This window comes from Enterococcus sp. DIV0213h (genome assembly GCF_051711285.1).
In the GTDB taxonomy this organism is placed as follows: domain Bacteria; phylum Bacillota; class Bacilli; order Lactobacillales; family Enterococcaceae; genus Enterococcus_D; species Enterococcus_D casseliflavus.
Genome location: NZ_JBIOMH010000001.1, coordinates 257774 through 276160, shown reverse-complemented (window position 1 = coordinate 276160; position 18387 = coordinate 257774). Strand labels below are relative to the sequence as shown.

Sequence of the window (18387 nt, the reverse complement as noted above, 5' to 3'; positions counted from 1 at the left end):
GATTCATCCACGCTAGAGAGAGCGGCTTTTTTTCTACAAGAGTCAAAAAAAGAGCAAAAGCGCGTACGCTTTTGCTCTTCGATCAATCAAATTAAGCTTGGATTGAAGTTACAACGCCTGAACCAACAGTACGTCCGCCTTCACGAATTGAGAAACGAGTTCCGTCTTCGATAGCGATTGGGTGGATCAATTCAACGTCGATTGTTACGTTATCACCAGGCATAACCATTTCAGTTCCTTCTGGTAATTCAACAACACCAGTTACGTCAGTTGTACGGAAGTAGAACTGAGGACGGTAGTTAGTGAAGAATGGTGTGTGACGTCCACCTTCTTCTTTTGTTAAAACGTAAACTTCAGCTTTAAATTTTGTATGAGGTGTGATTGTACCAGCTTTAGCCAATACTTGTCCACGTTGGATGTCTTCACGAGCAACACCACGTAGCAATGCACCAATGTTATCCCCTGCTTCAGCATAGTCTAACAATTTACGGAACATTTCAACACCAGTTACAGTTGTTTTAGCAGTTTCTTCAGCAATACCAACGATTTCAACTTCGTCACCAACGCGAACTTGTCCACGTTCAACACGGCCTGTAGCAACAGTACCACGTCCAGTGATTGAGAATACGTCTTCGACTGGCATCATGAATGGTTTGTCAGTGTCACGTTCTGGAGTTGGAACGTATTCGTCAACTGCAGCCATTAATTCCATGATTTTTTCTTCGTATGAAGCATCGCCTTCAAGAGCTTTCAAAGCAGAACCAGCGATTACAGGAACATCGTCGCCTGGGAAGTCATATTCTGACAATAAGTCACGAACTTCCATTTCAACTAATTCTAGTAATTCTTCGTCATCAACCATATCCATTTTGTTTAAGAAAACAACGATGTATGGTACACCAACGTTACGTGATAACAAGATGTGTTCACGTGTTTGAGGCATAGGACCATCAGCAGCAGATACTACTAAGATCGCGCCGTCCATTTGAGCAGCACCAGTGATCATGTTTTTAACGTAGTCCGCGTGTCCTGGGCAGTCAACGTGAGCATAGTGACGTGCTTCAGTTTCGTACTCAACGTGAGCAGTTGAGATAGTGATTCCGCGTTCGCGTTCTTCTGGAGCGCCATCGATTTGGTCGTAAGCTGAAGCTTGAGCCAAACCTTTTTTAGATAATACAGTTGTGATAGCAGCTGTAAGTGTAGTTTTACCATGGTCAACGTGTCCGATCGTACCAATGTTTACGTGGGGTTTAGAACGGTCAAATTTTTCTTTTGCCATTTTAAAATGTTCCTCCTAAAAATGCAGTTTATTTTTTATATTTGATAGGTAGGGAGCCGCAGCTCCCCATCCCTTATCATCGATAATATTGTACACGAAACTCAGAAAAAAATATAGCTTTTTACTTAATTTCCTATACTTCCATCAATTATTCAGCTTTGCCGCCGTTTTTCTTGATGATTTCTTCTTGAACAGATTTAGGTACATCTTCATAGTGATCAAATGTCATCATGAACGTACCGCGACCTTGTGTTGATGAACGAAGTGTTGTTGCGTAACCGAACATTTCAGCTAATGGCACGATTGCGTTCACGATTTGTGAGTTACCGTGTGCTTCCATTCCTTCTACGCGTCCACGACGAGCAGTTACGTGACCCATAACATCACCTAAGTAATCTTCTGGTACAGTGATAACTACTTTCATCATTGGTTCAAGAATTACTGGGTTTGCTTTCTTCGCTGCAGCACGTAAAGCCATAGAAGCTGCAACACGGAAGGCAGTTTCACTTGAATCGACATCATGGTATGAACCATCATAAAGTTTTGCTTTGATGTCTACTAATGGGTAACCGGCTAAGACACCGTTCGCCATTGAGTCTTCAAGTCCTTTTTCAACTGCTGGGATGTATTCACGAGGAACCACACCACCGACAATCGCGTTTTCGAATTCGAAGCCTTTACCTTCTTCGTTTGGTGTAAATTCGACCCATACGTGACCGTATTGACCTTTACCACCAGACTGACGTACAAATTTACCTTCCGCTTGTGTTGCTGCACGGAATGTTTCACGATAAGAAACTTGAGGCGCACCTACGTTTGCTTCAACTTTAAATTCGCGACGCATACGGTCAACTAAGACGTCCAAGTGAAGTTCTCCCATACCAGCGATAACAGTTTCGCCTGTTTCAGCGTTTGTTTCCACACGGAATGATGGATCTTCTTCAGCAAGTTTTTGTAAAGCAACCCCCATTTTATCTTGGTCAGCTTTTGATTTAGGCTCAACAGCGACTTCGATAACTGGTTCTGGGAATTCGATTGATTCAAGGATTACTGGTGATTTTTCATCACATAGTGTATCCCCAGTTGTTGTGTCTTTCAAACCAACAGCAGCGGCGATATCGCCTGAGTATACTGTTTGGATTTCAGCACGAGTGTTGGCGTGCATTTGTAGGATACGACCGATACGTTCGCGTTTGCCTTTTGAAGCATTCAATACGTATGATCCAGAGTTCAAGATACCTGAATACACACGGAAGAATGTCAAACGACCTACGAATGGGTCAGTCATTACTTTAAATGCTAATGAAGCAAATGGTGCTTCATCGTCAGCCGGACGATCAGTTTCTTCGTCTGTTTTAGGATTGATCCCTTTAATCGCAGGAACATCAAGTGGTGAAGGCAAGTAGTCGATGACTGCATCCAACATCAATTGAACCCCTTTGTTTTTAAAGGCAGATCCGCAAAGAACAGGGAAAAAGTCAACAGTCAATGTTGCTTGACGAATACCAGCTTTCAATTCTTCTTCAGTGATTTCTTCACCTTCCAAGAATTTCATCATTAGTTCTTCATCAGTATCAGCAACAGCTTCGATTAATTTTTCGCGCCATTCTTCAGCTAATTCTACGTATTCTTCAGGAATTTCAGTCTCTTGGATTTCAGTTCCTAAGTCATTTGTGTAGATTTCAGCTTTCATTTTTACTAAGTCGATAATACCAGTAAAGTCATCTTCCGCACCAATTGGTAATTGGATTGGGTGAGCATTTGCTTGTAAACGATCATGTAAAGTTGATACAGAGTATAAGAAGTCTGCACCAATTTTGTCCATTTTGTTACAGAATACAACACGCGGTACGCGGTAATCTGTCGCTTGACGCCAAACTGTTTCTGTTTGAGGTTCTACACCTGATTGTGAGTCCAACACAGTTACAGCACCATCAAGTACACGCAATGAACGTTGCACTTCGATTGTGAAGTCCACGTGTCCTGGTGTGTCGATGATATTTACGCGGTTTTCTTTCCATTGCGCAGTTGTCGCAGCAGAAGTGATTGTGATCCCACGTTCTTGTTCTTGTTCCATCCAGTCCATTTGAGAAGCACCTTCATGTGTTTCACCAATTTTATGGATTTTACCTGTGTAATAAAGGATACGTTCAGTTGTCGTTGTTTTACCAGCGTCAACGTGGGCCATGATCCCGATATTACGAGTTTTTTCTAGCGAAAATTCTCTTGCCATTCTAGGTTGTTCCCCTCTCATTCTTACTTAACTTAAGCTAAGGTTGTCTCAGTACCTTCCAATAAAAAGCAGTGAGGATCTTACCAACGATAGTGAGCAAATGCGCGGTTGGCTTCCGCCATTTTGTGTGTGTCTTCGCGTTTTTTCACAGAAGCACCAGTGTTGTTCGCTGCATCCATGATTTCTTTTGCAAGACGTTCTTCCATTGTGTGTTCGCCACGCAAACGAGCGTAGTTTACCACCCAACGAAGACCTAGAGTTGTACGACGTTCAGGACGTACTTCTACTGGTACTTGGTAGTTAGAACCACCGACACGGCGAGCTTTAACTTCCAATACAGGCATAATGTTTTTCATTGCTTGTTCGAAAACTTCCAATGGATCATTTCCTGTAGATTCTTTGATAATGCCAAAAGCATTGTAGATAATATTTGCAGCAACACCGCGTTTACCATCAACCATTACACGGTTGATCAAACGAGTTACTAATTTTGAGTTATAAATAGGATCTGGTAAAACATCACGTTTTGCAACAGGACCTTTACGAGGCATCCGTAACTCCTCCTTCCGAGATATCAGTTCTGATTTAAATAAGATTCATTTGATCTGTTTGTCTTAAAGATTAAGCTTTAGGACGTTTTGTACCATATTTAGAACGAGATTGTTTACGATCGTTAACACCGGCAGTATCCAATGCACCACGAACGATATGGTAACGTACCCCTGGTAAGTCTTTTACACGTCCACCACGTAACAAGACCACGCTGTGTTCTTGTAAGTTGTGTCCGATACCTGGAATATAAGCTGTCACTTCAATCAAGTTTGACAAACGAACACGCGCATATTTACGTAGAGCTGAGTTCGGTTTTTTCGGTGTCATAGTTCCCACACGAGTAGCTACCCCACGCTTTTGAGGTGAGTTAACATTCGTTTGAGCTTTCTTGAAACTGTTATATCCTTTGTTCAATGCTGGTGAATTTGATTTTTCAACCTTGGATTTACGAGGTTTACGTACTAATTGATTAATTGTAGGCATCCCTAGTTGTCCTCCTTCCTTGATTCGCTTTATAGTCCCACACATCCAGGTGGTTCTTTTTTTGCGATAAAAAATAATGCATTCTCTGCATTCATATCAACTATGCTTTGATAGACAGTCAGCACGTCTCCAACGAGAGACCTGTAGATAAAGCACCTTTGATAGAATATCATGCTTATTCTTACCTGTCAAGTATCCTCCTAAGCTTTTTTCAAAAGAAATCTGTTACGAAAAAATCCGCAAATTTTGCGCTTCTTCCTATATAATAGAGACAAAGCATTTATTTAAAAAAGGCGGGAAGAAAATGAACCTAAAAGAAATGGTCGGCATTGAAGCGGCTAGTTATGTAAAAGATGGCATGGTGGTTGGCTTGGGCACTGGCTCAACAGCCTACTACATGATTGAAGAACTGGGTCGACGTGTAAAAGAAGAAGGTCTATCGATCACGGGTGTCCCAACTTCTTGGGCATCGAAAAAACAAGCAGAAGGATTAGGTATCCCGATTCGCACCATCGATGAAGTGGACGCTGTGGATCTAACGATCGACGGTGCAGATGAGATCAGCAAGGATTATCATGGCATCAAAGGCGGCGGTGCAGCCCTTTTATTCGAAAAAATCGTGGCGTCTAACTCCAAGAAAGTCTTGTGGATCGTTGATGAATCGAAAATGGTCGAAACACTTGGTGCCTTCCCGTTGCCAGTGGAAGTGATCCCTTATGGCAGCCAACAGCTGTTGCGTCTGTTCGAGAAGAAAAACTACCATCCAAAACTGCGTCTGAATGAAGAAGGCGAACCGTTAAAAACCGATTGTAGCAATTACATCATCGATCTTCATCTAGAAACGATCACCGCCCCTACTGAGTTGGCACAGGAATTAGATGCTACAGTGGGCGTGGTTGAACACGGTCTGTTTTTGGATATGGTCCACACGATCATTGTCGGATTGCCTGAAGGCCCGAGTACCAAGCACGTTAGATAAAGGAAACAAAAAAGAGGAGCGATATCGCTTCTCTTTTTTTCGTTATTTTTCTTCAATCGACTTAATTTTTATTATTTTTTGTGCAAATTACCCTATCATTTAAGAAATAATTATGATACATTCAATAAAAAGGGAAAGGTAGGAGGGTTTATGAAAATCATAGGCTATGCTCGTTCAACGATCACCGACAACTCAACAAGTGAACAATTAAACAAGCTCGAAGAATTCGGGTGTCATGAATTTTTCCATGAGACATTTAGCGTGGAAGAAAGTGAAGAAAATCATTCATTGGAGTCAGTGGTGGCACAAATGCAACCCGGCGACACCTTAGTCGTTACGGAACTGCATCGTTTAGGGAAAACCACCAGACAGCTGACCGATCTCACTGATCTATTAAAACAGCGAGAGCTTCATCTGGTTTCACTGGCAGAACAAATCGATACCCGCGGTCCGATGGGACAGGTTTACTTCAATTTAATGGAAGGACTTGCAATCATGGAACGCTCACTCATCAAAGAGCGCACGCTGGTCGGCTTAAATAAAGCCCGCAAAAAAGGCAAAATTGGCGGTCGTCCAAAAATCGATCCGAAAACGATCAAAAAAATCCGTCAATTGTACTACGAGAAAAAAGAAACGATTCAATATATTTCTGAAAAATGCGGTGTTTCTGTAGGTACATGCTATAAATACATAAAATTATCCGAAGAAGAATGGAACAAGTTACGTTCATAGTTGTCGACTCCCCCTAGAACAGCATGAAACAAAAGCGGTCCTCTTTTTAATGATCCCCTTTTGTTTTTCCTTAAGAATGGCGTTTTCCCCCAGCTTTTCCTCCAAAACCATGGAAATTCTTTGAGAAAGAGTGTACAATAAATACGGAATTGAAAATTTCAGAAAAATATCGAATATCTAAAGGAGAGTTTTACATGCCAAAATTAGTATTTTCTCGTCATGGACTAAGCGAATGGAACAAATTAAACCAGTTTACCGGTTGGGCTGATGTTGATCTAGCGCCAGAAGGTGTCGAAGAAGCAATCGAAGGCGGACGTAAAATCAAAGAAGCAGGCATCGAATTTGACGTTGCTTACACATCTGTTTTAACTCGTGCCATCAAAACTTGTAATTACATTTTAGAATATTCTGATCAACTTTGGGTACCAACGATCAAATCATGGCGCTTAAACGAACGTCATTACGGTAAATTACAAGGTTTAAATAAAAAAGAAACTGCTGAAAAATACGGTGACGAACAAGTACACATCTGGCGTCGTTCTTACGATGTTTTACCTCCATTGATGGAAGCTTCAGATGAAGGTTCTGCTGCAAACGACCGTCGTTATGCAATGCTTGACCCTCGCGACGTACCTGGTGGAGAAAACTTAAAAGTTACTTTAGAACGTGCATTGCCTTTCTGGCAAGATGAAATCGCCCCAGCATTAAAAGACGACAAAACTGTCTTAGTTGCGGCTCACGGAAACTCTCTACGTGCATTAGCAAAACATATCGAAGGTATTTCTGACGAAGATATCATGGATCTTGAGATCCCAACTGGTCAACCACTTGTTTATGAATTGAACGATGATTTGACTGTTGCGAAAAAATACTACTTATAAGCCTCGCTTATCGCTGCCCTTTTTTAAAAAAGGGCAGTTTTTTTATTGGCATTTCCTCCCCCCTCTTTTATAATTGAGGGCGTACTCGAAAGGAGCTTATTATGAAACTAGTCAAAAATGATACCGTTTTATTTTTAGGTGACAGCATCACAGATTGCGATCGTGATCGCCAAGATCCCCACGATTTAGGACATGGGTTTGCCCGTCTCGTTGCCGATCAGCTGGCAGAGAAATTCCCCACTGCGGACTTTACCTTTTATAACCGCGGGATCGGCGGCAATAAAGCTGCCGATGTCTTAGCCCGTCTCCAAGAAGATTGCCTTCAATTAGCGCCTGACGTCTTGGTCTTTATGATTGGGATCAACGACACGTGGCACAATGCCGGTGGTCCCGATTTTGGTTCAGAAGAGGCCGCAACGTCCTTTGAGGCAACCTACCGTCAAATTCTGGAACAAGTGACCCAACAGGGGATCACGCGTATTTTCTTGCTGGAACCTTTTGTTTTGCCATATCCTGAAGATCGTCAAACCTGGCGGATCGATCTTGATCCGAAAATCCAAATCGTTCGTCGCTTAGCTGCCGCCTTTCATTGTCAGCTGCTGCCGCTGGATGGCTTGTTTGCCGAAGCAGCCGTTGCTAGCTCCCCGCAGGCACTGACAGGCGATGACGGGGTGCACCCCACTCCTGCTGGACACGCCTTGATTGCGAATCAGCTAATGGCCCGTTTGGCTTTTTCTTCTGAAGGGTAAATAAACAGACCGCTCCGCGACAACCAAGTCGCAGGAACGGTCTTTTTTATGATTAAAGATAGGTTGAAGGAGTCAAGGAATCTTGGTAGATTGCGATCACGTCTTCTTCTTGCAGCGGTACATACGCATTTGTTGCAATAGAGCTGAATTGAACTGCTTGAGCCGCCATTTCAGCAAAATGGGTGTCATCGGCGATCCCTACTTCTGGCAAAGTCATTGGAATATCGCAAGAAGCAAAAAAGTCATACAGTTTTTGAATCCCCATTCGGGCAGCTAATTCTGGCACTGCTTCTTGGACACCAAAGACTTCTCTGGCAAACCGCGCAAATTTCGGCGCCGTTTCTTCATTCAATACATGAAGCATCCAGCGTGGGGTCAGGATCGCTAAGCCGATGCCATGGGTAATGTCATAAAACGCACTCAACTCATGCTCCATCGCATGACAAGACCAAGCACCACCCTTGCCGCTTCCAGTCAAACCATTTAAGGCTAAGGTGCTCGCCCACATCAAATTCGCCCGCGCATCATAGTCTGTGGGGTCATTTAATGCGATGGGCAGATTTTTAATGACTGCTTTTAGCAATCCTTCTGCTACACCGTCTTGGACATCTGTTCCTTCTGTTTTACTGAAATAATTTTCAATCAGATGGCTCATGATATCCGCTGAACCGGCAGCCGTTTGATAGCGACTGACACTAAAGGTCGTTGTTGGATCTAAAAAAGATACTTTCGGTAAAAATTCGGGTCCGTGAACACCAAGTTTTTGTTTCGTTTCTAGATTAGAGATCACCGCACCGCGATTCATTTCACTGCCAGTAGCCGCAAGGGTCAAGATCGTTACTAATGGAATCGCTGGTCCTTGATAGCTTCTGGAAAGAACTAAGTCCCAAGGCTCTTGCTCACTGCAAGCCGCCCCAGCGATCACTTTGCTGCAATCAATTACAGAACCGCCGCCAACAGCTAAAATGACGTCGATCTTTTCTGAACGACAAAGAGCGGCTCCTTGACGAACGGTTTCGATTCGTGGATTTGGATCGACACCAGTCAATTCAGTGACTTGATTGCCGTTGGCAGTCAATTGCGCCATGACTGCATCGTACAAGCCGTTTTTCTTGATACTGCCGCCACCATAGACTAGCAAGACGTTTTTTCCAAATGTATTCAGTACTTCTGGCAGCTCGTTCAGACGGTCTTTTCCAAAACGAATGTCCGTCGTTACATGAAACGTAAAATTATTCATTGTCTCATCTCCTTTTTACACCTTTTCTTTTCATTAAACCATTTTCTGGCAAAAGTGCAACGCTTCTTCGTGGCTTTTTGCCAACAAAAAAAGATAACACATTCTCGGTTGCATGCAAACCAATACGATTTGGCTGCTTGCTCTATCAAAAGCAAGCAGCCTTCGCATCGTTCATGCACCGATCCTGCGGTATCTTTTTTACGCGATCGCTGTTTCTAAGCCAACTTTGATCATGTCGTTAAATGTCGTTTGTCTTTCTTCTGGCGTTGTTTCTTCTCCAGTGATGATGTGGTCGCTGACGGTACAGATCGCTAAAGTTTGAACGTGGAATTTCGCCCCTAAATAGTATAAGGCTGCGGCTTCCATCTCAACACCCATCACCCCAAGGTCTGCCAACTGTAACGTTTCCGTCATGTCATCTTTGTAGAAGGTATCTTCAGATAAGATGTTACCGACGTGAGTCGTAAATCCTGATTCAATCGCTGTATCATAGGCTTTACGCAACAGTGCAAAGTCAGCGATTGGTGGGAAATGGAAACTTTGGAAGTTTTTTGCTACCATCGATGAACTTGTTGCTGCCGCTTGGGCAATCACAAGATCACGCACGTGGACATCTTTTGAGATGGCACCACACGTACCGACCCGAATCAATTTCTTCACGCCGTAAGAGTTGATCAATTCATGGGCATAGATACTCGCTGAAGGCATGCCCATGCCGGTTCCTTGGACAGAGACCCGCTCGCCCTTATAAACGCCTGTATAGCCCAACATCCCCCGAACGTTGTTGTAACAGATCGGGTCTTCTAAAAATGTTTCAGCAATATATTTTGCCCGCAGTGGATCACCTGGTAACAAGATTTTGTCTGCGATCTCGCCTGCTTTTGCTTCGATATGAACGCTCATTCGTTTTTCTCCTTTGGTCTGCTTTTTATAGTACTGCTAACGTTTCTTTGATCAACGCTTTAAATTCTGCCTTGACCCGTTCCGTCGTTTCCACGACTTCTTCATGATTCAAGCTCGCTTGCATACCAGCAGCCAAGTTTGTGATACAAGAAACACCTAAGACTTTCAAGCCACTGTGAACAGCAACGATCACTTCCGGGACAGTCGACATACCGACAGCATCGGCGCCGATCGTCCGAGCAAAGCGGATCTCTGCTGGCGTTTCATACGTAGGACCTGAGAAGCCCATATAAACGCCTTCTTTTAAGTGCAATCCTTTTGATGCACCAACTTTTTGTGCCGCTTCCCGATAAGGCAAATGGTAGGCTTGGCTCATATCTGGGAAACGTGGACCCATTTCTTCTTCGTTTTCACCAATCAGTGGGTTGTCCCCCATAAAGTTGATTTGATCGGTGATCAACATCAAGTCTCCCGGCTGGAAGCTTTCGTTTACGCCGCCACAGGCATTGGTCACGACTAAAGAGTGAGCTTTCAATGCCGCCATCACACGGACGGGGTAAGTAACTGTCTGCATCGAATGGCCTTCATAATAGTGGAATCGTCCTTGCATCGCTAAGACTTTTTTCCCAGCTAATGTTCCATAGACCAATTGTCCTGCATGACCAACCACTGTCGAAACAGGAAAATGCGGGATATCGTTGTAAGGCAACACGATTGGGTTTTCGATCTCATCGGCTAATTCACCTAAGCCAGATCCTAAAATCAACCCAAACTCCACTTCACCGACGCCGCTTTCTTGGATAAATGCCGTTGTTTCTTGTAATTTCTCATGTAACGTTGTCATCTCATCACCTCTAGTTTAAATGTTGTAAAAAGCTTGTTCCGTTTTCTGTAGCTGAAACACCAAAGTTTTCAGCGATCGTTGCGGAAATATCCGCATAGTAGCCTTGTGGCAATTGGCCTTGGCCTTGGAATTTCTTGCTGTACGCTAATAATGGCACATATTCTCTCGTGTGATCCGTTCCCGTAAAGGTTGGGTCATTGCCGTGGTCAGCTGTGATCAACAACAGATCCTCGTCTCCCATTGCTTCTAAAAGTTCTGGAATACGCAAATCAAAATCTTCAATGGCATGGGCATACCCTACGACATCGCGACGGTGACCATAAAGCGCATCGAAGTCGACCAAGTTCGTAAAGCTTAGACCCGTAAAGTCTTGTTTCATCACCTTCAGTAACTGATCCACACCGTCCATATTGCTCTTCGTCCGTACAGAATCGGTGATTCCTTGTCCGTTGAAGATATCATTGATCTTCCCAACGGCGATCACATCTTTTCCAGCTTCTTTCAAGGAATCTAATACTGTATGGCCAAATGGATCGAGTGCGTAGTCATGACGATTGCTCGTACGAGTAAAGTTTCCAGGCTCACCGACATACGGACGCGCGATGATGCGGCCGATCATATATGGCTCATCTTTCGTGATGTCCCGAACGTACTGACAAATACGATACAATTCTTCTAATGGAATGATTTCCTCATGCGCAGCGATCTGCAACACTGGGTCAGCCGAGGTGTAAACGATCAAATCGCCTGTCTTCATTTGATGTTCGCCGAAGTCATCAATGACTGCTGTCCCTGAGTACGGCGCATTGCAGACGATTTTACGTCCAGAGAACGCTTCGATCTGTTGCAACAATTCATCGGGAAACCCATCGGGAAATACGCGGAAAGGTTTTTGGATATTCAGGCCCATGATCTCCCAGTGCCCCGTCATCGTATCTTTCCCAACGGAAACTTCTTCCAATTTGGTTGCATACCCATCATGGTCAGCTACCGCCTTCACGCCTTCTAAAGGACGGATCGTCCCTAGGCCTAATTGTTCCAAGTGAGGGATCGTCAAGCCTGCTTCTTTTGCAATATGGCCTAACGTATCTGAACCGACATCACCAAAAGCTGCCGCATCAGGTGCTTCACCAATTCCGACTGAATCCATCACGATCAAGTGTACACGTTTAAACATTCTATTCCCTACTTTCTTTATTTTATGCTTTTACAAGCGGATCTACTACCTCTATCATACTAAACTTAAGCAAAAATTGCGCTGGGTTGCTTTGGAAATTTCCTGATGCGTTCCTTTCACCCAGAGGATAGAAAAAGGGCAGGACACAGCAACACATTCATGTCCCATAGCCCCACCCTTTCATACTGAAAAAATTATTTAGATTTAATGTAGTTCTTCCCGTTAGCTTTCGGACCAGCGGCTTTTCCAAGGAAAAGAACGAGCACGATGATCGTCAAGGCATAAGGCGCAGCTTGTAAGTAAACCGCTGGAATGGAAGAGATGATTGGCAGTTGACCACCTACGATACTGATGTTTTGCGCAAAACCGAAGAAAATCGCAGCTCCCATCGCACCAAGTGGATTCCATTTACCAAAGATCATCGCAGCCATCGAGATAAACCCTTGACCGGCGATCGTTGTCACGGCAAAGCGACCCGCGATCGATTGAGCAAACAAGGCACCGCCCATCCCGCCAAGGAAACCAGAGATCAAGACACCTGAGTAGCGCATCACGTAAACATTGATCCCTAAGGTATCCGCTGCTTGTGGATGCTCACCGACAGAACGAAGACGCAACCCAAAGCGTGTTTTGAAAATCACGAACCACGCGATCACTGAGATCAAAATAGCGAAGTACGCCGGTAAGAATGTTTGATTAAAGAAAATCGGGCCAATGATAGGAATATCTTTAAGAATCGGGAAATTGAAATACCCCAATGTCCGTTGGATGTTATCCGTTTGCCCTTTGTTGTAGATCGCTTTGACTAAGAACACAGCCAAAGCTGGTGCCATCAAGTTCATCACCGTACCACTGATGATGTGGTCGGCACGGAAGTTGATGGTTGCCACCGCATGCAGCAAGGAGAAAACCACACCGACAAGTCCGCCGACGAGCATCCCTAACCATGGTGTCCACGCACCAAATTGTGACGCAAATTCAATATTGAAAACAATCGAGCTAAAAGCACCCATAACCATGATTCCTTCAAGACCCACGTTAACGATCCCGCTGCGCTCTGAGAACACGCCACCTAGCGCCGTCAAAATCAGAGGAGACGCATAAATCAATGTTTGAGTGACGATCGAAGAAATTAAACTAATATCCATTAGATGGTTCCTCCTTCCTGATCTTGATCGTTTGGTTGGGCTTCAATCTCCTGTACGACCAGCGCTTCTTTTTTGCCGTCAAAGATTTTTGCCAACAAGAAACGAATCACAAAGCTGATCGCTACGAAGAAAATAATAATTGCGATATTGACATCGACTAATTCAGATGGAATACCTGCAAACTGCATGCCTTGTCCACCTAATTTCAAAATACTGAACAAGAGGGCTGAAAGCAAGATTCCGATCGATGAGCCGCTTCCTAACAAGGATACAGCCATACCGTCAAAACCGATGCTCAATGATGACCCTTGAACGAAGAAGTTTTCAAACGTTCCTAGTCCTTGAACGACTCCACCTAATCCAGCAAGCGTTCCAGAGATGATCATGGAGATAATGATCGTCCGTTTGCTGCTCATCCCCGCATATTCAGAAGCGCTTGGGTTCAAGCCCACCGCGCGGATTTCATAACCAAGAGTGGTTTTTTTCATCAAGAACCAAACCAAAACTAAGAAGATCAAAGCTAAGAAGATCCCTAAGTTCAAGCGAGAGTTGCTCGTGATGCTTGCTAGAAACGGCGTCTGCATGGAGGCATTTTCCCCCACCATTTTTGTGACCCCTTTTGTCGTGATCATGGATTCGCTCATCACATTATTGACTAAATGGTTCCCCGTATAAAGCAAGATATAGTTCATCATGATCGTCACGATGACTTCACTTGTTCCAAAGAATGCCCGTAGGAAACCAGGAATCGCAGCTGCGATCGCCCCGCATAAAGCCCCTACGATCACGGCTAATGGCAAGACCACCAACCGAGGCGCATCTGGCATCGCTAGTGCGACCCAGATACTGGCAACCCAACCTGCTAGCGCTTGACCAGAAAGACCGATATTGAAGAATCCGGCTGAGTTTGCAACGGCAAACCCCAGAGCGGTAAAGATCAATGGTCCTGCTGTAACAAAAATCTCACCAATGTTGCGGGCATTTAACCCACCTGTTTGTCCGTTGATAAAAACGGTCCGAAACATTTGTGTATACCCTGTGATTGGGCTGTAGCCGAAGGCCGCCATGATGATCCCGCCAAGGACGAATCCTAACAAGACAGCGATGATCGGCACTAATATATTGCGGATCTTTTCTTTGCGGTTATTCAACCGAACCACCTACTTCCTCCATTTGCAGCTCTCGTCTTGCTTCCTCCAAGGAGTACCCTGCCATCAACAAGCCAAGCTCTTTCTCTGATGTTTCTTTCGGATCAACGACCCCAACGATCTCACCAGCATGAATAACAGCAATGCGGTCTGATACATTCAAAATTTCATCTAATTCAAAGCTGACTAACAATACCGCTTTGAACTTATCCCGCTGTTCAATCAAGCGTTTGTGGATAAATTCGATCGCTCCAACATCCAACCCACGGGTCGGATTGGCAACGATCAATAGATCAGGATCGCGGCTGATTTCTCGTGCGATGATCGCTTTTTGTTGATTCCCGCCGGACAATGCCCGTGCTGGTACGATCTCGTTGACTGTTCGTACGTCAAATTCTTGAATCAAGTCACGAGCAAACTCGTTGATCTCTCCGTAATCCAAGACACCTGCATTACTCAAAGGTTTTTTGTAGTAGGTTTGCAAGGCGATGTTTTCTGATAACATCATATCCAAGACAAGTCCGTATTTATGGCGGTCTTCTGGCACATGACCAACGCCGGCTTCGGTGACTTTCCGAGGCTTGAAGTTGGTGATGTCATCACCATTCAGCAAGACCTTGCCGCTTTCGACTTTCCGTAAACCAGTGATGGCTTGTAACAGCTCTGATTGCCCATTGCCATCGATCCCAGCAATCCCCAATACTTCACCTGCACGTACTTCTAAGCTTAAGTTTTTGACTGCTTCTAAGCCACGGTTTTCTTTTACGACTAAGTTTTCAACAGAAAGCACGACTTCTTTTGGTGACGCTTCTTTCTTCGGTGTCTTGAAGGACACAGAACGACCAACCATCATATCGGCCAACTGTTGCGAGCTGACGTCTTTGACATTGACAGTGCCGATCCCTTGTCCCCGACGGATAACTGTACAACGGTCTGCCACCGCTTTGATCTCATCCAGTTTGTGGGTGATCAAGATGATCGATTTGCCTTCACGCACCAATCCGCGCATGATCTCGATCAGCTCTTCGATTTCTTGCGGTGTCAAAACTGCCGTTGGTTCATCAAAAATCAGTACATCTGCGCCGCGGTAAAGAGTCTTCAAGATCTCTACCCGTTGCTCCATCCCAACAGAGATGTCACGCACATAGGCATCTGGATCAACCGATAAACCATATTGCTCAGAAACTTTTTTGATTTCTTTGCGGGCTTTCTTGCGATCTAACACACCGAGATGATGGGGTTCGCTCCCCAAAATGATATTTTCTGTTACAGTAAAGGCGTCTACCAGCATGAAATGCTGATGCACCATACCGATCCCCAATTTGTTTGCTGCGGTCGGACTCGTGATATTCACTTTTTCACCATTCATCCAGATTTCACCAGATGTTGGTTCCAATAATCCTGACAGCATATTCATCAAGGTCGACTTGCCCGCTCCATTTTCACCAAGCAATGCGTGGATTTCTCCTGGCCTTACTTGCAAGTTGACATCGTCATTGGCTTTGAACGTTCCAAACTCTTTGGTGATATGACGCATTTCTACAACATATTTTTCCTCAGCCAAATTACTCACATCCTTACTTTCTAATTCGCTTATACAAACCATTCGTCATGTCAAAAAAATAATTGCTATTGCTTAGGATGATTACTATCCTCATGAAAACCCGTAGCTTTCATCAACATAGTAATCCAATGACGATCATCTTGCCCTAAACTAGGGCAAGATAACCGAAAAGAACAACTTTATTTTTCAGGTGTTTCTGGTACTTCTACTTTGCCGTCGATCACGTCTTGTTTCGCTGTTTCGATCGCTGCTTTGGCATCATCTGAAAGGAATCCTTCAGTAATGTCTACACCGCCATCTTTCAAGCCGTAAACAATATGTTCGCCGCCAGGGAAGTTGTCTTCCAACGCACGAGTTGAGATATCTTGTACCGCTGCGCCAACACCTTTCAATGTTGAAGCCAATGTGAAGTTATCTTCTTTGCCGTCAGCAGTTGTGTATTTTCCTTCGTCTTGTTGATCGCTATCTACACCGATGACCCAAACTTTTTTATCTTCTAGGTCTGCTTCGTTCAATTGTTCATTGATTGCTTTTGCTTCTTGGAAGACACCTGCACCAGTACCACCAGATGCGTGGAAGATTACGTCAACGCCACTTTGGTACATTGAAGCTGCCAATGCTTTCCCTTTAGCAGGATCACCAAATGATGCTGCATATTGAGGATCAACCGTGATTTCTTTGCCTAATTTTTCAGCTGCGTCTTGAACGCCCTTCATGAAACCAGCTTCGAAACGGTCGATAACGACGCCTTCTTCACCACCGATGAAGCCGACTTTGTTTGTTTTGGTTGTATACGCTGCGGCAAAACCAGCTAAGTAAGCTGCTTCGTTATCTTTAAATGTTGCTGAAACAACGTTGTCTTTGCCTTCGATCACATCATCGATGATCCCGAATTGTGTATCAGGGTTTTGGTCAGCTGCTGCTGCGATTGAATCTTTCAATAAGTAACCTACACCGAAAACTGTTTTGAAACCATTTTGAACGGCACCATTTACGTTGGTTGTGTATTCTGAAGCTTCATTTGATTGCACGTAGTCATAACCACCAGCACCGCGAGCGATCCCGTGTTCCTCACCCCATGCTTCTAAGCCTTCCCACGCTGATTGGTTGAATGAACGGTCATCCACCCCACCGATATCGGTAACGATTGCGACACTATGCGCTGCATCAGTCGTACCGTCTGCAGAACCGCCGCCAGTTGAATCAGTTGAACCTGAATTTCCTCCGCCACAAGCACCAAGTAAAGTCAACCCAGCTACTGCAACAATACCTAAACTAAATAATTTTGCTTTTTTCATTGCTGTAAAGCCCCCTAAAAATATAGTTTTTTTCAACAGCCGCATCGACTGAATGAACATGGTTTATAAATCTTTGTTCGTGAAGTAATAAGGCAATAGGCCTTCTACCGTGGTTTCTTTGATGACACCATCATCGCCGACTAAGGTCACCGGCATATCTGGCGCACAAAATTCCACCATGACCTGGCGGCAAGCACCGCAAGGAGAGATCGGTTCTGGCGTATGACCCGCCACAACCAAATGTTGAAACTCTTTTTCGCCTTCAGAAACGGCTTTGAAAAAAGCGGTTCGTTCTGCGCAATTTGTTAAGCCATATGAGGCATTTTCAATGTTGATCCCTTGATATATCGTACCATTTTTGGCAACGAGACAAGCACCGACCGGAAACTTAGAGTACGGCACATACGCTTTATCTAAGGCGGAAACGGCGGTGTCGATCCACTCTTTTTTCGCTATTGTCATTGTCTTCCCCGCTCTTATTTTTATTTTTTGCTACTTGATGCTAGGCTTAGTAGCCAGCACCTGTTGAGCCAGTCACGATAGCAACACTTGCGCTTGTTCCTAAGCGGTTTGCGCCCGCTTCGACCATAGCTGCAGCTTCTGCTTCGTTGTGGATACCACCAGAAGCTTTGACACCCATTTCTGGTCCTACTGTTTCACGCATCAAGCGAACATCTTCAACGACTGCCCCACCAGTTGAAAAGCCAGTTGAGGTTTTCACGAAATCTGCACCAGCTGCTTTGGCTAATTCACAGGCTTTGACGATTTCTTCGTTGTCTAATAACGCTGTTTCAATGATTACTTTGACAAGCGCTTTGTCTTTGGCTGCTTCAACGACTGCTTCGATGTCTGCTTGAACTTTTTTGTATTGTTTTGATTTCAAGGCACCTACGTTGATTACCATATCGACTTCATCTGCGCCGTTTTTGATCGCATCTGTTGTTTCATAAGCTTTAACCTCAGATGTGTTTGCTCCTAAAGGAAAACCGATCACGGTACAAACAGCCGTTGGTTCGCCTTGTAATTTTTCTGCTGCTAATGAAACCCACGTTGGATTGATGCAGACAGAATAGAAGTGATAGGTTTTTGCCTCTTCGATGATTCGTAAAACATCTTCCTCCGTTGCGTCTGCTTTCAAAATCGTGTGGTCGATCATGCGATTCAATTCCATTTTTAT

18 protein-coding genes are annotated in these 18387 nt (G+C 44.3%); 4 read left to right on the top strand and 14 right to left on the bottom strand.

Annotated features, from left to right (window positions below; all coding sequences use genetic code 11):
* Positions 1–91: 91 nt before the first annotated feature.
* From tuf to rpsL, 4 genes are all read right to left on the bottom strand, one after another.
* Positions 92–1279 carry an elongation factor Tu gene (tuf, locus tag IGI77_RS01295; RefSeq protein ID WP_005226902.1) on the bottom strand — a complete coding sequence of 396 codons (1188 nt, stop codon included), beginning with the start codon at positions 1277–1279 and terminating at the stop codon, positions 92–94.
* 148 nt (positions 1280–1427) lie between these two features.
* The gene (gene fusA, locus IGI77_RS01290; protein ID WP_005226900.1) at positions 1428–3512 is read right to left on the bottom strand and encodes an elongation factor G; all 2085 of its coding nucleotides are present in this window, start codon (positions 3510–3512) and stop codon (positions 1428–1430) included.
* A gap of 80 nt (positions 3513–3592) precedes the next feature.
* Entirely contained in the window at positions 3593–4063 is a 471-nt protein-coding gene (rpsG, locus tag IGI77_RS01285) for a 30S ribosomal protein S7 (protein ID WP_003127957.1), read from the bottom strand.
* 70 nt (positions 4064–4133) lie between these two features.
* A complete protein-coding gene (gene rpsL, locus IGI77_RS01280) occupies positions 4134–4547 on the bottom strand; it encodes a 30S ribosomal protein S12 (RefSeq protein WP_003127956.1) in 414 nt (137 codons plus the stop codon).
* Positions 4548–4851: 304 nt separating this feature from the next.
* Between rpsL and rpiA the strand changes: the two genes are divergently transcribed.
* The 4 genes from rpiA to IGI77_RS01260 all read left to right on the top strand — a co-directional run bounded on the left by rpiA (position 4852) and on the right by IGI77_RS01260 (position 7888).
* A complete protein-coding gene (rpiA, locus tag IGI77_RS01275) occupies positions 4852–5526 on the top strand; it encodes a ribose-5-phosphate isomerase RpiA (RefSeq protein ID WP_005226875.1) in 675 nt (224 codons plus the stop codon).
* A gap of 150 nt (positions 5527–5676) precedes the next feature.
* Entirely contained in the window at positions 5677–6258 is a 582-nt protein-coding gene (locus IGI77_RS01270; RefSeq protein WP_005226873.1) for a recombinase family protein, read from the top strand.
* Positions 6259–6452: 194 nt separating this feature from the next.
* Positions 6453–7139: a 2,3-diphosphoglycerate-dependent phosphoglycerate mutase gene (gene gpmA / locus IGI77_RS01265; protein ID WP_005226871.1), complete on the top strand. Its 687-nt coding sequence runs from the start codon at positions 6453–6455 to the stop codon at positions 7137–7139.
* A 101-nt stretch (positions 7140–7240) separates the two neighbouring features.
* Positions 7241–7888, top strand: coding sequence for an SGNH/GDSL hydrolase family protein (locus IGI77_RS01260; protein WP_438769262.1), 648 nt, complete (start codon positions 7241–7243; stop codon positions 7886–7888).
* Positions 7889–7940: 52 nt separating this feature from the next.
* Here the strand turns inward: IGI77_RS01260 and IGI77_RS01255 are convergent, their stop codons facing one another.
* The 10 genes from IGI77_RS01255 to deoC all read right to left on the bottom strand — a co-directional run bounded on the left by IGI77_RS01255 (position 7941) and on the right by deoC (position 18381).
* The gene (locus tag IGI77_RS01255; RefSeq protein WP_010748609.1) at positions 7941–9128 is read right to left on the bottom strand and encodes an iron-containing alcohol dehydrogenase; all 1188 of its coding nucleotides are present in this window, start codon (positions 9126–9128) and stop codon (positions 7941–7943) included.
* Positions 9129–9326: 198 nt separating this feature from the next.
* Positions 9327–10031: a purine-nucleoside phosphorylase gene (deoD, locus tag IGI77_RS01250; protein WP_005226852.1), complete on the bottom strand. Its 705-nt coding sequence runs from the start codon at positions 10029–10031 to the stop codon at positions 9327–9329.
* 25 nt (positions 10032–10056) lie between these two features.
* Positions 10057–10875 carry a purine-nucleoside phosphorylase gene (locus tag IGI77_RS01245; protein WP_005226849.1) on the bottom strand — a complete coding sequence of 273 codons (819 nt, stop codon included), beginning with the start codon at positions 10873–10875 and terminating at the stop codon, positions 10057–10059.
* A gap of 10 nt (positions 10876–10885) precedes the next feature.
* A complete protein-coding gene (gene deoB, locus IGI77_RS01240; RefSeq protein WP_159161110.1) occupies positions 10886–12052 on the bottom strand; it encodes a phosphopentomutase in 1167 nt (388 codons plus the stop codon).
* A gap of 194 nt (positions 12053–12246) precedes the next feature.
* Positions 12247–13200: an ABC transporter permease gene (locus IGI77_RS01235; protein ID WP_005232556.1), complete on the bottom strand. Its 954-nt coding sequence runs from the start codon at positions 13198–13200 to the stop codon at positions 12247–12249.
* Positions 13200–14351 carry an ABC transporter permease gene (locus IGI77_RS01230; protein ID WP_005226844.1) on the bottom strand — a complete coding sequence of 384 codons (1152 nt, stop codon included), beginning with the start codon at positions 14349–14351 and terminating at the stop codon, positions 13200–13202. The genes IGI77_RS01235 and IGI77_RS01230 overlap by 1 nt, the downstream gene beginning before the upstream one ends.
* Positions 14344–15954: an ABC transporter ATP-binding protein gene (locus tag IGI77_RS01225; protein ID WP_005232559.1), complete on the bottom strand. Its 1611-nt coding sequence runs from the start codon at positions 15952–15954 to the stop codon at positions 14344–14346. The genes IGI77_RS01230 and IGI77_RS01225 overlap by 8 nt, the downstream gene beginning before the upstream one ends.
* 137 nt (positions 15955–16091) lie before the next feature.
* On the bottom strand, positions 16092–17210 hold the full coding sequence (locus IGI77_RS01220) for a BMP family lipoprotein (protein WP_015508805.1): 1119 nt from the start codon (positions 17208–17210) through the stop codon (positions 16092–16094).
* Between the two features lie 63 nt (positions 17211–17273).
* Positions 17274–17672, bottom strand: coding sequence for a cytidine deaminase (locus IGI77_RS01215; protein WP_005226837.1), 399 nt, complete (start codon positions 17670–17672; stop codon positions 17274–17276).
* A gap of 46 nt (positions 17673–17718) precedes the next feature.
* Positions 17719–18381: a deoxyribose-phosphate aldolase gene (gene deoC, locus IGI77_RS01210; RefSeq protein WP_005226835.1), complete on the bottom strand. Its 663-nt coding sequence runs from the start codon at positions 18379–18381 to the stop codon at positions 17719–17721.
* Positions 18382–18387 lie beyond the last annotated feature (6 nt).

Excerpts from the sequence above, each read along its gene's own strand:
- tuf (WP_005226902.1), bottom strand. The coding sequence starts at position 1,279 with ATGGCAAAAGAAAAATTTGACCGTTCTAAACCCCACGTAAACATTGGT.
- fusA (WP_005226900.1), bottom strand. The coding sequence starts at position 3,512 with ATGGCAAGAGAATTTTCGCTAGAAAAAACTCGTAATATCGGGATCATG.
- rpsG (WP_003127957.1), bottom strand. The coding sequence starts at position 4,063 with ATGCCTCGTAAAGGTCCTGTTGCAAAACGTGATGTTTTACCAGATCCT.
- rpsL (WP_003127956.1), bottom strand. The coding sequence starts at position 4,547 with ATGCCTACAATTAATCAATTAGTACGTAAACCTCGTAAATCCAAGGTT.
- rpiA (WP_005226875.1), top strand. The coding sequence starts at position 4,852 with ATGAACCTAAAAGAAATGGTCGGCATTGAAGCGGCTAGTTATGTAAAA.
- IGI77_RS01270 (WP_005226873.1), top strand. The coding sequence starts at position 5,677 with ATGAAAATCATAGGCTATGCTCGTTCAACGATCACCGACAACTCAACA.
- gpmA (WP_005226871.1), top strand. The coding sequence starts at position 6,453 with ATGCCAAAATTAGTATTTTCTCGTCATGGACTAAGCGAATGGAACAAA.
- IGI77_RS01260 (WP_438769262.1), top strand. The coding sequence starts at position 7,241 with ATGAAACTAGTCAAAAATGATACCGTTTTATTTTTAGGTGACAGCATC.
- IGI77_RS01255 (WP_010748609.1), bottom strand. The coding sequence starts at position 9,128 with ATGAATAATTTTACGTTTCATGTAACGACGGACATTCGTTTTGGAAAA.
- deoD (WP_005226852.1), bottom strand. The coding sequence starts at position 10,031 with ATGAGCGTTCATATCGAAGCAAAAGCAGGCGAGATCGCAGACAAAATC.
- IGI77_RS01245 (WP_005226849.1), bottom strand. The coding sequence starts at position 10,875 with ATGACAACGTTACATGAGAAATTACAAGAAACAACGGCATTTATCCAA.
- deoB (WP_159161110.1), bottom strand. The coding sequence starts at position 12,052 with ATGTTTAAACGTGTACACTTGATCGTGATGGATTCAGTCGGAATTGGT.
- IGI77_RS01235 (WP_005232556.1), bottom strand. The coding sequence starts at position 13,200 with ATGGATATTAGTTTAATTTCTTCGATCGTCACTCAAACATTGATTTAT.
- IGI77_RS01225 (WP_005232559.1), bottom strand. The coding sequence starts at position 15,954 with ATGGTTTGTATAAGCGAATTAGAAAGTAAGGATGTGAGTAATTTGGCT.
- IGI77_RS01220 (WP_015508805.1), bottom strand. The coding sequence starts at position 17,210 with ATGAAAAAAGCAAAATTATTTAGTTTAGGTATTGTTGCAGTAGCTGGG.
- IGI77_RS01215 (WP_005226837.1), bottom strand. The coding sequence starts at position 17,672 with ATGACAATAGCGAAAAAAGAGTGGATCGACACCGCCGTTTCCGCCTTA.
- deoC (WP_005226835.1), bottom strand. The coding sequence starts at position 18,381 with ATGGAATTGAATCGCATGATCGACCACACGATTTTGAAAGCAGACGCA.